Genomic DNA, 15,193 nt, shown 5'->3' on the forward strand with positions numbered 1-15,193 from the left:
CGGGAGGACCGTCGTAGGGGCGGACACCCGGTGCCCGCCAACCCCGCCGGAGCGATCCGGGCGGGAGTGCTTCCAGATCTCATTCACCCTTATCGGAAGGTCAGAGCGTGTCCTCTTCCATGACCGCGCCCGAGGGCATCATCAACCCGCCGATCGACGAGCTCCTCGAGGCCACCGACTCGAAGTACAGCCTGGTCATCTACGCGGCCAAGCGTGCCCGCCAGATCAACGCGTACTACTCGCAGCTCGGTGAGGGCCTCCTCGAGTACGTGGGCCCGCTCGTCGACACCCACGTCCACGAGAAGCCCCTCTCGATCGCCCTGCGCGAGATCAACGCCGGTCTGCTCACCTCCGAGGCCGTCGACGGCCCGGCGACGGACCCCACGCGCTGAGGCGCCGGCTCCCACGGAGCCACCCGCTTCCAGCGGCACAGTCAGCGACCACAGGCCCGGCAGTGACCTGCCGGGCCTGTGGTCTGCCCGTTCGCCGGGAACTCCTTTCCGGGACGGATCCCGGGTCCCCGTAGGCTCGGAGTACGCAGCCAGTCACTTCAGGGAGAGACACGGTGGGAACGACGGTGCACGAGACGGACGGCCGGCCGCGGATCGTCCTGGGCGTCAGCGGCGGCATCGCCGCCTACAAGGCCTGCGAACTGCTGCGGCGGTTCACCGAGTCCGGCCACGACGTCCGGGTGGTGCCCACCGCCTCCGCGCTGAACTTCGTCGGCGCGCCCACCTGGTCCGCGCTCTCCGGCCACCCGGTCTCCGCCGAGGTGTGGGAGTCCGTGCACGAGGTGCCGCACGTGCGCATCGGGCAGCACGCCGACCTGGTCGTCGTCGCCCCTGCCACCGCCGACATGCTGGCCAAGGCCGCCCACGGCCTCGCCGACGACCTGCTCACCAACACGCTCCTCACCGCCCGCTGCCCGGTGGTCTTCGCGCCGGCCATGCACACCGAGATGTGGGAGCACCCGGCCACCCAGGAGAACGTGGCGACGCTGCGCCGCCGCGGCGCGGTGGTGATCGAGCCGGCCGTGGGGCGGCTCACCGGCGTGGACACCGGCAAGGGGCGCTTCCCCGACCCGGTGGAGATCTTCGAGGTCTGCCGCCGGGTCCTGACCCGCGGTCCCGCCCCGGCCGACCTGGCCGGACGCCATGTGGTGATCAGTGCCGGCGGCACCCGCGAGCCGCTGGACCCGGTCCGTTTCCTCGGCAACCGGTCCTCCGGCAAGCAGGGTTACGCCCTCGCCCGCACCGCCGCCGCCCGCGGCGCCCGGGTCACCCTGGTCGCCGCCAACACCGCCCTGCCCGACCCGGCGGGGGTCGACGTGGTCCGCGTCGGCACCGCCGTCGAGCTGCGCCGGGCCGTGGTGGAGGCGGCCCGGGACGCCGACGCCGTGGTGATGGCCGCCGCCGTCGCCGACTTCCGGCCGGCCGCCTACGCCGAAGGCAAGATCAAGAAGAAGGACGGGCAGGACCCGGAACCGGTCGCCCTGGTCCGCAATCCGGACGTGCTGGCGGAGATCTCCGCCGGGCGGGCCCGCACCGGCCAGGTCGTGGTCGGCTTCGCCGCCGAGACCCACGACGTGGTGGCCAACGGCCGGGCCAAGCTCAGGCGCAAGGGCTGCGACTTCCTCGTCGTCAACCAGGTGGGGGAGAACCTGACCTTCGGGTCGGAGGAGAACGAGGCCCTGGTGCTCGGCGCCGACGGCGGCGAGACGCCGGTGCCGCACGGTCCCAAGGAGGACCTGGCCGACACCGTGTGGGACCTGGTCGCCGGCCGCCTGGCCGGATGACCGGATCGGTCGAGGGCCCCGGGCCCACCGGCGGCCCGCCCGGAGGGCGGCGCCGGGGAGTCCCGGGGCGGTCCGGGGGAGAATGACCCGGATGTCCTCGTCCGTCCAGCCGCTCTCCGCCCGTAGGGTGAGATCGGTGGCCCGCCAGACGGGCAGGACCGACTAGACTGTGCCGGACGTCCGGGCGCAGCCCCGATTCGTCGCCAAGAATTCAGCCAGCAGCCGCTGCAAACCCAGGGAGCGTTGTGTCCCGTCGCCTGTTCACCTCGGAGTCCGTGACCGAGGGTCACCCCGACAAGATCGCTGACCAGATCAGCGACACCATTCTCGACGCGCTGCTGCGCGAGGACCCGACCTCCCGGGTCGCGGTCGAGACGCTGATCACCACCGGCCTGGTGCACGTCGCCGGCGAGGTCACCACCAAGGCCTACGCCCCGATCCCGCAGCTGGTGCGCGACAAGATCCTCGAGATCGGGTACGACTCCTCCAAGAAGGGCTTCGACGGGGCCTCCTGCGGCGTGTCGGTCTCCATCGGCTCGCAGTCCCCCGACATCGCCCAGGGCGTGGACGCGGCCTACGAGGCCCGCGTCGAGGGTGACGAGGACGAGCTCGACAAGCAGGGCGCGGGCGACCAGGGCCTGATGTTCGGCTACGCCTCCGACGAGACGCCGACCCTGATGCCGCTGCCGGTCTTCCTCGCGCACCGCCTGTCCAAGCGCCTGTCCGACGTGCGCAAGAACGGGACCATCCCCTACCTGCGCCCGGACGGCAAGACCCAGGTCACCATCGAGTACGACGGCGACAAGGCGGTCCGTCTGGACACCGTGGTCGTCTCCTCGCAGCACGCCTCGGACATCGACCTGGACTCGCTGCTCACCCCGGACATCCGCGAGTACGTGGTGGAGCCGGAGCTGAAGGCGCTCTCCGACGACGGCATCAAGCTGGAGACCGAGGGCTACCGCCTGCTGGTCAACCCGACCGGGCGGTTCGAGATCGGCGGCCCGATGGGTGACGCGGGTCTCACCGGCCGCAAGATCATCATCGACACCTACGGCGGCATGGCCCGCCACGGCGGCGGCGCCTTCTCGGGCAAGGACCCGTCCAAGGTGGACCGCTCGGCCGCGTACGCGATGCGGTGGGTCGCCAAGAACGTCGTCGCGGCCGGTCTCGCCTCGCGCTGCGAGGTGCAGGTCGCGTACGCGATCGGCAAGGCCGAGCCGGTGGGCCTGTTCGTCGAGACCTTCGGCACGGAGAAGATCGACGTCGAGAAGATCCAGTCCGCGATCTCCGAGGTCTTCGACCTGCGGCCCGCCGCGATCATCCGCGACCTGGACCTGCTGCGCCCGATCTACTCCCAGACGGCCGCCTACGGCCACTTCGGCCGCGAGCTGCCCGACTTCACGTGGGAGCGGACCGACCGCGTGGACGCGCTCAAGGAGGCGGCGGGGGTGTAGTTCCCCCCGGCGCCGCACGGCCGAGGCCCGGCACCCCGTTCCGACGGGGTGCCGGGCCTCGGCCGTGCGGCCGTCCGTTCGCCCCGCACGGCACGGCACGCTGTCCGAGCCCGGTGGAACAATGGCGGCGTGAGCAGCGAAGAGACCCCTGGGGAGGGCGGCGCGCAGGGTGCGCCGCCCGAGCAGCTCGCGCTGATCCGGGAGAGCGTGCGCGAGGCGAAGGAGAAGGCGCCCCGGGCCAAGCCGCGGACCTGGCGTGGCGCCGCCGTCGCGGAACGCCTCCCCGTCGCCCGCGTCCTCGTCGACAAGGGTGTCCTGCACCTCGACCGCTACTTCGACTACGCCGTCCCGGCGGAGCTGGACGCCGACGCGCGTCCCGGTGTCCGCGTCCGGGTCCGCTTCGGCGCCGGCCGCAACCGTGTGCGCGGCGGCCGGCGCGAGGGCGGCGGCCTGGTCGACGGCTTCATCGTGGAACGGCTCGCCGAGTCCGACTACAGCGGCCCCCTCGCCGCCCTCGCCCAGGTGGTGTCGCCCGAGCCGGTCCTCGGCCCCGACCTGCTCGCGCTGTGCCGCGCCGTCGCCGACCGCTACGCCGGCAGCCTCGCCGACGTGCTGCAGCTCGCCGTCCCGCCCCGCAACGCCAAGGCGGAGGGCGCCCCGTCGCCGGAGCCGCTGCCGCCGCCCCCGGCGCCCGCCCCCGGTCCGTGGAGCCGCTACGAGCAGGGGCCGGCGTTCCTGGAGAGCCTGGCCGCCGGCGGCGCCCCGCGGGCCGTCTGGAACGCTCTGCCCGGCCCCGCCTGGAGCGAGGAGATCGCCCGCGCGGTGGCCGCCACGCTGGCCTCCGGCCGGGGCGCGCTGGTCGTCGTCCCCGACGGCCGCACCGCCGCCCGCGTCGACGCCGCCCTCGCCGCCCTGCTGGGCGAGGGCCGCCACGTCCTGCTCACCGCCGACGCCGGGCCGCAGAAGCGGTACCGGCAGTGGCTCGCCGTGCGGCGCGGCGCGGTGCGCGCGGTGGTCGGCACCCGGGCCGCCATGTTCGCCCCGGTCCGCGACCCCGGCCTGGTCGTGATCTGGGACGACGGCGACGACAGCCACAGCGAGCCGCACGCGCCCCAGCCGCACGCCCGCGAGGTGCTGGAACTGCGGGCCACGCACCACCGCTGCGGGTTCCTGCTCGGGGCGTGGAGCACCACGGTGGAGGCCGCGCAGCTCGTGGAGAGCGGCTGGGCGCGGCCGCTGGTGGCGGACCGGGCGCTGGTGCGGGCCGCCGCGCCACTGGTGCGGACCGTGGGCGACCAGGACCTCGCCCGTGACGAGGCGGCGCGGGTCGCCCGGCTGCCCACCCTGGCCTGGCAGGCCGCCCGCGAGGGGCTGCGGCACGGGCCGGTGCTGGTGCAGGTGCCGCGGCGCGGCTACTTGCCCCGGCTGGCCTGCGCGGGCTGCCGGGCGCCCGCGCGCTGCAGGCACTGCGCGGGCCCCCTGGAGGGGCAGGACGAGACCCGGCTGGCCTGCGGCTGGTGCGGGCGCGCCGAGCCGGAGTGGCGCTGCCCGGAGTGCGGGGCGTTCCGGCTGCGCGCCAGCGTCGTGGGGGCCCGGCGGACCGCCGAGGAACTGGGGCGGGCGTTCCCCTCCGTGCCGGTGCGCACCTCCGGGCGCGAGCAGGTGCTGGACACCGTGCCGGGGACGCCGGCGCTGGTGGTGTCCACGCCGGGGGCCGAACCGGTGGCCGAGGGCGGCTACGCGGCCGCGCTGCTGCTCGACGGCTGGGCCATGCTGGGGCGCCAGGACCTGCGCTCCGACGAGGAGGCGCTGCGGCGGTGGATCGCGGCCGCGGCGCTGGTGCGGGGGCAGGAGGCCGGGGGAGCGGTCGTGGTGGTCGCCGAGCCGACGCTGCGGCCGGTGCAGGCGCTGGTGCGGTGGGACCCGGTGGGGCACGCGCTGCGTGAACTGTCCGAACGGGCCGAGCTCGGGTTTCCGCCGGTGTCGCGGATGGCGGCGGTGTCCGGGCCGCCGGAGGCGGTCGCGGAGTTCCTCACGGGGGCGGAGCTGCCGGCCGAGGCGGAGGTGCTGGGGCCGGTGCCGCTGCCGGTCACTCCCGCGGGGCGGGCGGTGCGGCGGGGGGCGCCGCCGCCGGGGGAGATCTGGGAGCGGGCCCTCGTCCGGGTGCCGCCCGGGCGGGGGGCGGTGCTCGCCACCGCCCTCAAGACCGCCCAGGCCGCCCGCATGGCCCGCGGCGGCGCCACCCCCGTCCGCCTCCGCATCGACCCCCCGGACATCGGCTGACCCGCGCCGCCTGGCCCCCGCGGTACCGCCCGGCCGTTCCACCGCGCGGTGCGCAGCCCAGGTCCTCCCGTGCTGCGGGCAATCGTGCCGCTGGGGCGATGGTGGTGCCCCCTGCTCGAGCGAAGTCGAGAGCTTGGGGGCTTGGGAAGGGGGCAGGTCGGGGGATGAACAGTGCTGTCCGCCCGGGCCCGGGCTTGGGCGCGCCGCTGTGAGGTTACGTGTGTACGCCACCGCGGGCTTGCGCGTGGTGGAGGGGAACCGCTTGCCGCGGAGGCTGGGGCCTGCGCCCGCCCGTGCCGCCCCCTGGGCGGCCCAGCCGCCCGCAGGGGCAGGGGGGTAGGCCTGCGCCCGCCCTCCCCTGCGCCCGCAGGGGGTGAGGCGTGCGTCCCCCCTCGCCCAAGGTCTCGGCTCGTTCGAGCAGGGGACCCGTTGACCTCTGGTGGCCCGGCCGCCCGCAGGTCGGGAGGGGCGGCCGGGCACGGGGTGTCGGTGCGGTCAGGTGCCGTTGCGCGGCGAAGGGAAGGGGGTGGGGCGGTCGGGGAGGGGCTGGCGGGCCGCCGGGACCGTGGGGACGGCGGGCGGGTCGCCCTGCGCGGAGGGCTGCTGCCGGGCCTGACGCTCCGCCTCGGCCGCCGCCTGCTGCGCCGCCCGCCGCGCCCCGTACCGCCGGTGCACCGCCTGCTTGGTGACCCCCAGCGCGGAGCCCACCGCGTCCCACGAGAACCCCAGCGACCGGTCGAAGTCGACCGCCGCCGTGACCAGCGTCTCGACACTGTCGCGCAGCTCCTGCGCGAGACGGACCGTCGGCGCCGGCGCCCGTCCGTAGACGACGAATCCGGCGGAGGAACCCGTGCGCCGCGGGCGGTAGACGTTCCCGAGCTGGGCGGTGAGCGTACGCAGCGCGTCCACCTGCCGGCGGACCCGCTCGATGTCCCGTACCAGCAGGTGCAGGCTGGCCCGAGCCTGGGCGTCGTGGGTTGCGTGGTCGGCCATGAACAAGCCTCTCGAACCGGCGATGAAAGGATCGGCCGCGGCGATGGCGGCCCGTTGTGGTCAACTCTCCTTTGACCAACGCGCCCGACCCCCGGGGGGTCACGGTCGCGGGGGCGCTCGGTGCCCGCCGCGCGCCCTGGAGGCGCCGCACACGCGGTCGCCCCACCGCGTCGCCCGGGACCTCCCGCGGCCTCCTAGACTGGTGCGCCGCCCGCATCCCCGCCCCGAGAGGCCCTACGCCACCCATGAAGCTCGTCTTCGCAGGCACCCCCGAGGTCGCCCTCCCCGCCCTGGACGCACTGATCGCCTCCGGACGGCACGAGGTGGCCGCCGTCGTCACCCGTCCCGACGCGCCCGCGGGGCGGGGCCGCCGGCTGGTGGCGAGCCCGGTGGCCGAGCGGGCCGAGGAGGCCGGCATCGAGGTGCTCAAGCCCGCCTCCCCGCGCGACGAGGCGTTCCTCGCCCGGCTGCGGGAGATCGCCCCGGACTGCTGCCCGGTGGTGGCCTACGGCGCCCTGCTGCCCCGCGTCGCCCTCGACGTCCCCGCCCACGGCTGGGTGAACCTGCACTTCTCGCTGCTGCCGGCCTGGCGCGGCGCCGCCCCCGTGCAGCACGCCGTGATGGCCGGCGACGAGATCAGCGGTGCCTCCACCTTCCTGATCGAGGAGGGCCTGGACTCCGGCCCGGTCTACGGCACCCTCACGGAGCAGGTCCGCCCCACCGACACCGCCGGAGACCTGCTCACCCGGCTCTCGCTGGCCGGCGCCGGACTGCTGGCCGCCACCATGGACGGCATCGAGGACGGCGCCCTCGAGCCGGTCCCGCAGCCCGCGGACGGCATCAGCCTGGCACCGAAGATCACGGTGGAGAACGCGCGCGTCGACTGGGCAGCCCCCGCCCTGCGCGTGGACCGGGTGGTGCGCGGCTGCAACCCCGCGCCCGGTGCCTGGACCACCTTCCGCGGCGAGCGGCTGAAGCTGACCCAGGTCGCCCTCGTCGCCGACCGGACCGACCTGGCGCCCGGCGAGATCGCGGCCGCCAAGAACAACGTGTACGTCGGGACCGGCTCGCACGCCGTCGAGCTGGTGTGGGTGCGCCCCCAGGGCAAGAAGCCGATGCGCGCCGCCGACTGGGCGCGCGGCGCGCGGATCACGGCCGGGGAGACGCTGGGCGGCTGAGACCGGGCCGGGGCCGGGGCGGGCGGGGGCCGGGCGGGGCGGCACCGGCGGGACGTAGTCTGGGGAGGTATCACCCCTTCCTCGAAGCCCTGAAGCGTCGAGCCCCGAGCCCGAGTCCCGCCCGAGCCTTGAGCCCAGCCCCGAGCCTTGAGCCCCGAGCCTTGAGCCCCGAGCCCCGATGTCTTCGAAGCCTCGATCTCTGCGATCCGGAGCACCTTTTTCGTGAGCGACCCCTCCCGCCGGCCCCGCAAACCGGCCAAGCCGTACCGCCGGCCCCAGAAGGACCCGGTCCGCATCCTCGCCTTCGAGGCGCTGCGCGCCGTCGACGAGCGGGACGCGTACGCCAACCTGGTCCTGCCGCCGCTGCTGCGCAAGGCCCGGGAGAAGGACGGCTTCGAGGGCAGGGACGCCGCTCTCGCCACCGAACTGGTCTACGGCACTTTGCGCCGCCAGGGCACCTACGACGCGATCATCGCCGACTGCGTCGACCGGCCGCTGCGCGAGGTGGACCCGCCGGTGCTCGACGTGCTCGCGCTCGGCGCGCACCAGCTGCTCGGCACCCGGATCCCGCCGCACGCCGCGGTCTCGGCCACCGTCGAGCTGGCCCGGGTGGTGCTCGGCGACGGCCGGGCCAAGTTCGTCAACGCGGTCCTGCGCAAGATCGCGCGGCAGGACCTGGACGGCTGGCTGGAGCGGGTCGCCCCGCCCTACGACGAGGACCCCGAGGACCACCTCGCGGTGGTCCACTCCCACCCGCGCTGGGTGGTCTCCTCGCTGTGGGACGCGCTCGGCGGCGGCCGGGCCGGAGTGGAGGAACTGCTGGCCGCGGACAACGAGCGGCCCGAGGTGACACTGGTGGCGCGCCCCGGGCGGGCCACCGCCGCGGAGCTGCTGGAGTCGCTGGGCGAGGACGCCGCGGCGCCCGGGCGCTGGTCCCCGTACGCGGTCCGGCTCACCGAGGGCGGCGAGCCCGGCGCGGTCGAGGCGGTCCGCGAGGGCCGGGCCGGCGTCCAGGACGAGGGCAGCCAGCTGGTCGCCCTGGCCCTGGCCAACGCGCCGCTGGAGGGCCCCGACAAGGCGTGGCTGGACGGCTGCGCGGGTCCCGGCGGCAAGGCCGCGCTGCTCGCCGGACTGGCCGCCGGGCGCGGCGCCGTGCTGCTCGCCTCCGAGAAGCAGCCGCACCGCGCCGGACTGGTGGCGCGGGCCCTGGAGGGCAACCCCGGTCCGTACCAGGTGATCGCCGCCGACGGGACGCGGCCGCCGTGGCGGCCCGGCTCCTTCGACCGGGTGCTGATGGACGTGCCGTGCACCGGCCTGGGCGCGCTGCGGCGCCGGCCGGAGGCGCGGTGGCGGCGCAGGCCCGAGGACCTGGACGGGTTCGCCCCGCTGCAGCGGGCGCTGCTGCGGACCGCGCTGGACTCGGTGCGGGTCGGCGGCGTCGTCGGCTACGTGACCTGCTCGCCGCACCTGGCCGAGACCCGTGCCGTCGTCGACGACGTCCTCAAGCAGCGCGACGGCGAGGCGGAACTGCTCGACGCGCGGCCCCTGCTGCCCGGCGTGCCGGACCTCGGCGACGGGCCCGACGTGCAGCTCTGGCCGCATCTGCACGGCACCGACGCCATGTACCTGGCACTCGTGCGCCGCCTCGCGTGACGTCCGGGCGCGGGGCGCGGCCCGGACCGCGCCCCGCCCGGGTGCCCGGGCGGAAATCAGGAGGCACCCGGATGCCCCCGAAAGGTCTGCTCCATGGCAGGCTGTGGGCATGGCCGTGCAGATCAACCCGAGCATCCTCTCCGCCGACTTCGCGCGTCTCGCAGACGAGGCGGAGGCTGTCGCGGGAGCCGACTGGCTCCACGTCGACGTGATGGACAACCACTTCGTGCCCAACCTGACCCTCGGCGTGCCGGTGGTCGAGTCCCTGGCGCGGGCGACCGACACTCCGCTGGACTGTCACCTGATGATCGAGCAGCCGGACCGCTGGGCCCCGCAGTACGTGGAGGCCGGGGCCGGATCCGTCACCTTCCACGTGGAGGCCGCCGCCGCGCCGGTCCGGCTGGCGCGGGAGATCCGCGCCAAGGGCGCCCGCGCCTCCATGGCGCTGCGCCCGGCCACGCCGATCGAGCCCTACGAGGACCTGCTCCCCGAGCTCGACATGCTGCTGATCATGACGGTCGAGCCGGGCTTCGGCGGCCAGGCGTTCCTCGACATCATGCTGCCGAAGATCCGCCGCACCCGTGAGCTGATCTCCAAGCACGGCCTCGAACTGTGGCTGCAGATCGACGGCGGTGTCTCGGCGTCCACCATCGAGCGCTGCGCCGAGGCGGGCGCGGACGTGTTCGTGGCGGGCTCCGCGGTGTACGGCGCCGAGGACCCGGCCGAGGCGGTCCGCGGGCTGCGGGCGCAGGCGGAATCGGCCACCGCCTCCGCGTCCTGGGCGTGCGCCCACTGAGCGAAGGCCACCGCGCACGGGCGGGAGCCAGGCCAACAGAACGTGAACGACGCCCTTAGAGGCGGACCCGTCCTGCCACATCTGCAAGGATGGACGGCAGGTCCAAGATGTGAACAGCAGTGAGGAGAGCGCCGTGTCGGGTATGTCGGCGGGCCGGTCAGCCATGCGGATGGGACCCGCTGAGCTGGTGCAGGCGGCGGCCATGGCCCGCCGCTTCTACCTCGAGGGGAAATCCAAGATCCAGATCGCCGAGGAGTTCGGCGTGAGCCGCTTCAAGGTGGCGCGGGTCCTGGAGACCGCCCTCGAGAGGGACCTCGTGCGGATCGAGATCCGTGTCCCGGCCGAACTGGACGCCGAGCGCTCCGACGCGCTCCGTGCCCGGTACGGCCTGCGGCACGCCGTCGTGGTCGAGTCCCCCGCCGAGGCCCAGGACTCCCCGGACCCGGAGAACCTCGGCGAGGTCGCCGCGGACCTCCTCGGTGAGCTGGTCGACGAGGGGGACGTCCTGGGGCTGGCCTGGGGCCGGTCCACCATCCACATGGCGGTGGCGCTCAACAAGCTGCCGCAGTGCACGGTGGTCCAGCTGACCGGCGTCTACGACGCCGGGACCGCCGAGCGCGGCTCGGTGGAGGCGGTGCGGCGCGCCGCCCAGGTGTCGGGCGGCGACGCCCACCCCATCTACGCGCCGATGCTGCTGCCCGACGCCGCCACCGCGGCCGCGCTGCGCAACCAGACCGGAATCGCCCGGGCCTTCGAGTACTTCGACAAGGTCACCGTCGCCTGTGTCTCCATCGGCTCGTGGGACCCGGGCGTGTCCACGGTGCACGACATGCTCAGCGACGAGGAGCGGGAGCACTACGCCTCGCTGGGCGTCGCGGCGGAGATGTCGGCGCACCTCTTCGACGCGCAGGGCCGGCGGGTCGGCCGGGACCTGGGCGAACGGTGCATCACGGTGAAGGCGGAGCAGCTGCGCCGGATCCCCGAGGTGGTCGCCATCGCCGGAGGCGCCCGCAAGGGCGCCGCGATCGACGCGGTGCTGCGGTCCGGCCTGGTCACCAGCCTGGTGACCGACACCTCGGCCGCCGACTACCTGCTGACCGCGGGTCCGGCGCCCACCCCCGCCCTCAACCGGGCGGACCCGGACGGCATGTGACGTCCTCCCGTCCCGTCCGGAGAACCCGGTCGGTGTTCCGACGGCCCGCGCTCCGGCGCGGGCCGTTCGCGTTCTCCGGGGCGGCCGCCGCTACCCCGGCCGAAGCGGATCCATTCCCCCCGCGGCGGGTTGGCGACTTTGGGCCAGCACCGCCCGGAAGGCGCATTCCATTCTTGTGCAGTCATGCACATGATCGAAGAATGGCCCGGTTGCCGGGCCCAAGACTGCCCGGCTTCGGCGTTCCGTCACTCAGCACGACTGCAGCAAGTCGGGGCGGGAGATCCCCGCCGCACGTGGGATGGAGACCTGTTGAGACCGAACCGGAGACCGTTCAGAGCCGCTCTCGTGGCCCTGACGTCCATGGCACTGCTGCCCCTCGGCGCCCTCGCCGCCGCCGCGCCGGCGGCGGCCGCCGACGAGAGCCTGCCGGCCAAGGCCGAGAAGAAGGTCCTCGAAGAATTCGAGGACGGGGGGAAGACCACCTTCTGGGTGAACCTCGGGCAGGACGCGGACCTGACCAGGGCCAACAGGCTCACCGGCAAGTCCGCCCGCGGCGCCGAGGTGCTGCGGTCCAAGAAGGAGACCGCGAAGGAGAGCCAGGCCGACGTCCTCTCGATCGCCAAGGAGAACGGCGCGGAGGCCCGCTCGTTCTGGATCATCAACACGGTCCAGGTAACCGCCACCGAGGCGGTGGCGAAGAAGATCGCGGAGCTGCCCGAGGTCGAGTCGATCAGGGCCGACCGGGAGATCAAGCTCGACGAGCCCATGAAGGGCGAGCGGCAGAACACCGTCTCCGGCGTCGAGTGGAACATCGACGCCGTCAACGCCCCCGACGTCTGGGCGGACCACGGGGTCCGCGGCGAGGGCGTCGTGGTCGCCAACGTCGACAGCGGCGTCAACCACACCCACGCGGCCGTGGCCGGCTCCTACCGCGGGAACAACGGCGACGGGACCTTCAGCCACGACTACAACTGGTTCGACCCGGCCGCCGTCTGTGCCGGCGGCACCCCGTGCGACAACAACGGCCACGGCACCCACACCATGGGCACCATGGTCGGCGACGACGGAGGCGCCAACCAGATCGGCGTGGCCCCCGGTGCCACCTGGATAGCCGCCAAGGGCTGCGAGTCCAACTCCTGCTCCGACGCCTCCCTGCTGGCCTCCGGCGAGTGGATCGTCGCCCCGACCGACCGCGCCGGCGACAACCCGCGGCCGGACCTGGCGCCCGACGTGGTGAACAACTCCTGGGGCGGCAGCGGCTTCGACGACTGGTACCAGGAGATCGTCGACGCCTGGCGCGCGGCGGGCATCTTCCCCGCGTTCTCCAACGGCAATTCCGGCTCCTCCTGCAACACCTCGGGGTCGCCGGGCACCTACATCTCCAGCTACTCCACCGGCGCCTTCGACGTGAACGGCACCATCGCCACGTTCTCGTCCCGCGGCCCCGGCGAGGCCGGCACGGTCAAGCCGAACATCGCCGCGCCCGGCGTCAACGTCCGCTCCTCCATTCCGGGCGGCTACAGCAGCTACAACGGCACCTCCATGGCCTCCCCGCACACCGCGGGCGCCGTCGCCCTGATCTGGTCGGCCTCGCCCCAGATGCTCGGTGACGTCGAGGCCACCGAGGCCCTGCTCGACCAGACGGCCGTCGACACCGAGAACCTGCAGTGCGGCGGCACCGCCGAACGCAACAACGTGTTCGGCGAGGGCAAGCTCGACGCGTTCGCCGCGGTCGAGAACGCGCCGCGCGGCGCGGTGGGCTCCCTGTCCGGCACCGTGACCTCCGGCGGCGAGCCGGTGGCCGGCGCGCGGATCGTCGTGGACGGACCCATCGACCGCTCCGTCACCTCCGGCGCGGACGGCGGCTACCAGCTGCCCGTCCTGTCGGTCGGCGAGTACACGCTGACTGCCTCGAAGTACGGCTACCTGAACGGCACCGCCCAGGTCACCGTCACCGAGGGTGCCACCGCCTCCGCCGCGATCGAGATGGACCAGGCCCCGTCCTCCACCGTCTCGGGCACCGTCTCCTCCTCCGAGGGCCCAGTCGCCGGCGCCACCGTCTCCTTCGCGGACACCCCGGTCTCCGCCACCACGGAGGAGGACGGCACGTACTCCGCCGTCATCCCCAACGGCGACTACACCGTCGAGGCCGTCTCCTCCTCCCTCTGCCTGTCCAAGGCCACCGAGGAGATCACCGTCGGCGACGACCTGACGCTCGACATCACCCTGCCCGCCCGCAAGGACTCCTTCGGCATGGCGTGCTCCACGGGCTCCGCCGACTGGGTCGCCGGCGACACCCCGCTGGCCCTCACCGGCGACGACGCGGTGGCCGCGGTGACCCTGCCGTTCTCCTTCCCGCTGTACGGCACCCGGTACGCCTCCGGCCACGTCAACACCAACGGCGTGCTGACGTTCGGCGGCAGCTCGACCGCCTACTCCAACGTCGCCCTCCCGGCGTCCGCCGCCCCGAACGCGGCCCTCTACCCGTTCTGGGACGACCTGGCCGTCACCGCCACCGGCTCGGTCCACACCAAGTCCTACGGCGAGGCCCCGAACCGCAAGTTCCTGGTGGAATGGCGCGACGTCGCCCCGCGCGGCACCACCACCTACTTCTCCTTCTCGGTGGAGGTCAGCGAGAGCGGCGACATCACCTACCGGTACAAGGACGTCCCGGAGGGCAACGCCCGCCTCCAGGGCAACAGCGCCACCGTCGGCATCGAGAACGCCAACGGCACCGTCGCCCTCCAGTACTCGTACAACCAGGCGGTGCTCAAGGACGGCCTGAGCATCACCTTCCGCGACACCAGCGCCCGGATCCAGGGCGTGGTCACCGACGCCAACGACGGCCTGCCCGTCGACGGCGCCACGGTCGAGGCCGGCGGCGTCACCGCGGTCACCGGTGCCACCGGCGGCTACACCCTGCGGGTTCCCGAGGGGGAGACCAAGGTCGTCGTCCAGGCTCCCGCCTACGGCACCTTCGAGAAGACCGTCGACGTCGGCCCCGGCGAACTGGTCGAGGTCGGCGCCGCCCTCACCACCGGCGACGTCAGCGCCTCCGTCGACAAGCTCGACGTCGTCGTCCCGCTGGGCGAGGACCGCGAGCGGAGCCTCGGGCTCGGCAACGACGGCTCGGCGACGGACTTCACGGTGACCGAGAACGCGGACTGGCTGACCCTGGACGGCGCCGCCGGCACCCTCGCCAAGGGCGCCCGGGCCGAGGTCGGCCTCGCCGTCTCCACGGAGGGCCTGACCGCCGGCCAGGTCTACACGACCGAGGTCACCGTCCACTCGCTCTCCGGCCGGGCCCCCGAGGTCACCGTTCCGGTCACCCTGGTGGTGCCGGGCTACAGCAGGGCGCTCGACGCCGGAGCCGCCACCGCCCCGGGCAAGGACTCCGACGGCGCCTCCTGGACCGCGGACCGTGAGTACAAGGCCGGTTCCTACGGCTGGGTCGGCAGGTCCACCGTCAGCCGGATCTCCGGCGGCATCGCGGGCACCGTGGACGACGCCCGCTTCGCCACCGCCCGCGAGGGCGCGCTGGAGTACCGCTTCGACGACGTGGTGGACGGCGTCTACGAGATCGAGGTGGACCTCGCGGAGATCGGCGGCAAGGCCCCCGGCAAGCGCGTCTTCGACGTGATGGCCGAGGGCAGGACCGTCGTGGACAACGTCGACATCGCCCTGGAGACCGGCCAGCGGACCGCGCTCACCAAGACCTTCCAGGTCACGGTGACCGACGGCCAGCTGAACCTGCGCTTCGTCGCCGGTGAGGGCAAGACGCTCGTCAACGCGCTGAAGGTCACCGAACGCCCCGACCTGAGCTGATGCGACGACCCTGGGGCCCGTCCCACCGCAGCCGGCGGCGGGGCGGGCCCCAGGGCGTACGCG

The 15,193-nt window shown here is 74.2% G+C and carries 10 protein-coding genes; 9 read left to right on the forward strand and 1 reads right to left on the reverse strand.

The window, feature by feature from the left end:
* The first annotated feature begins 107 nt into the window (after window positions 1-107).
* The 4 genes from rpoZ to GBN72_RS28945 all read left to right on the forward strand — a co-directional run bounded on the left by rpoZ (window position 108) and on the right by GBN72_RS28945 (window position 5,532).
* Entirely contained in the window at window positions 108-392 is a 285-nt protein-coding gene (gene rpoZ, locus GBN72_RS28930) for a DNA-directed RNA polymerase subunit omega (protein WP_108957089.1), read from the forward strand.
* A 173-nt stretch (window positions 393-565) separates the two neighbouring features.
* Complete coding sequence (gene coaBC, locus GBN72_RS28935) at window positions 566-1,795, forward strand: bifunctional phosphopantothenoylcysteine decarboxylase/phosphopantothenate--cysteine ligase CoaBC (protein ID WP_170315372.1); 1,230 nt, start codon at window positions 566-568, stop codon at window positions 1,793-1,795.
* Between the two features lie 245 nt (window positions 1,796-2,040).
* Window positions 2,041-3,249, forward strand: coding sequence for a methionine adenosyltransferase (metK, locus tag GBN72_RS28940; protein WP_151774890.1), 1,209 nt, complete (start codon window positions 2,041-2,043; stop codon window positions 3,247-3,249).
* Window positions 3,250-3,378: 129 nt separating this feature from the next.
* A complete protein-coding gene (locus GBN72_RS28945) occupies window positions 3,379-5,532 on the forward strand; it encodes a primosomal protein N' (RefSeq protein WP_151774891.1) in 2,154 nt (717 codons plus the stop codon).
* 495 nt (window positions 5,533-6,027) lie between these two features.
* On the opposite strand, the gene GBN72_RS28950 is transcribed toward GBN72_RS28945, so the two are convergent.
* The gene (locus GBN72_RS28950; RefSeq protein ID WP_151774892.1) at window positions 6,028-6,525 is read right to left on the reverse strand and encodes a hypothetical protein; all 498 of its coding nucleotides are present in this window, start codon (window positions 6,523-6,525) and stop codon (window positions 6,028-6,030) included.
* A 245-nt stretch (window positions 6,526-6,770) separates the two neighbouring features.
* Here GBN72_RS28950 and fmt point away from each other — a divergent pair, with 245 nt between their 5' ends.
* The 5 genes from fmt to GBN72_RS28975 all read left to right on the forward strand — a co-directional run bounded on the left by fmt (window position 6,771) and on the right by GBN72_RS28975 (window position 15,130).
* Window positions 6,771-7,703, forward strand: coding sequence for a methionyl-tRNA formyltransferase (gene fmt / locus GBN72_RS28955; RefSeq protein WP_151774893.1), 933 nt, complete (start codon window positions 6,771-6,773; stop codon window positions 7,701-7,703).
* A 222-nt stretch (window positions 7,704-7,925) separates the two neighbouring features.
* Window positions 7,926-9,356 (forward strand): RsmB/NOP family class I SAM-dependent RNA methyltransferase, encoded by a 1,431-nt coding sequence (locus tag GBN72_RS28960; protein ID WP_151774894.1) that lies wholly within the window; start codon window positions 7,926-7,928, stop codon window positions 9,354-9,356.
* Window positions 9,357-9,465: 109 nt separating this feature from the next.
* Window positions 9,466-10,152, forward strand: a complete 687-nt coding sequence (gene rpe, locus GBN72_RS28965) for a ribulose-phosphate 3-epimerase (protein ID WP_151774895.1) — start codon at window positions 9,466-9,468, stop codon at window positions 10,150-10,152.
* A 109-nt stretch (window positions 10,153-10,261) separates the two neighbouring features.
* Entirely contained in the window at window positions 10,262-11,305 is a 1,044-nt protein-coding gene (locus tag GBN72_RS28970; RefSeq protein ID WP_151774896.1) for a sugar-binding transcriptional regulator, read from the forward strand.
* 360 nt (window positions 11,306-11,665) lie between these two features.
* Window positions 11,666-15,130 carry a S8 family serine peptidase gene (locus GBN72_RS28975; protein WP_246212976.1) on the forward strand — a complete coding sequence of 1,155 codons (3,465 nt, stop codon included), beginning with the start codon at window positions 11,666-11,668 and terminating at the stop codon, window positions 15,128-15,130.
* The last annotated feature ends 63 nt before the right edge of the window (window positions 15,131-15,193 follow it).

Origin of the sequence: Streptomyces abyssomicinicus (genome assembly GCF_008974245.1) — a bacterium.
Taxonomy (GTDB): Bacteria; Actinomycetota; Actinomycetes; order Streptomycetales; family Streptomycetaceae; genus Streptomyces; species Streptomyces abyssomicinicus.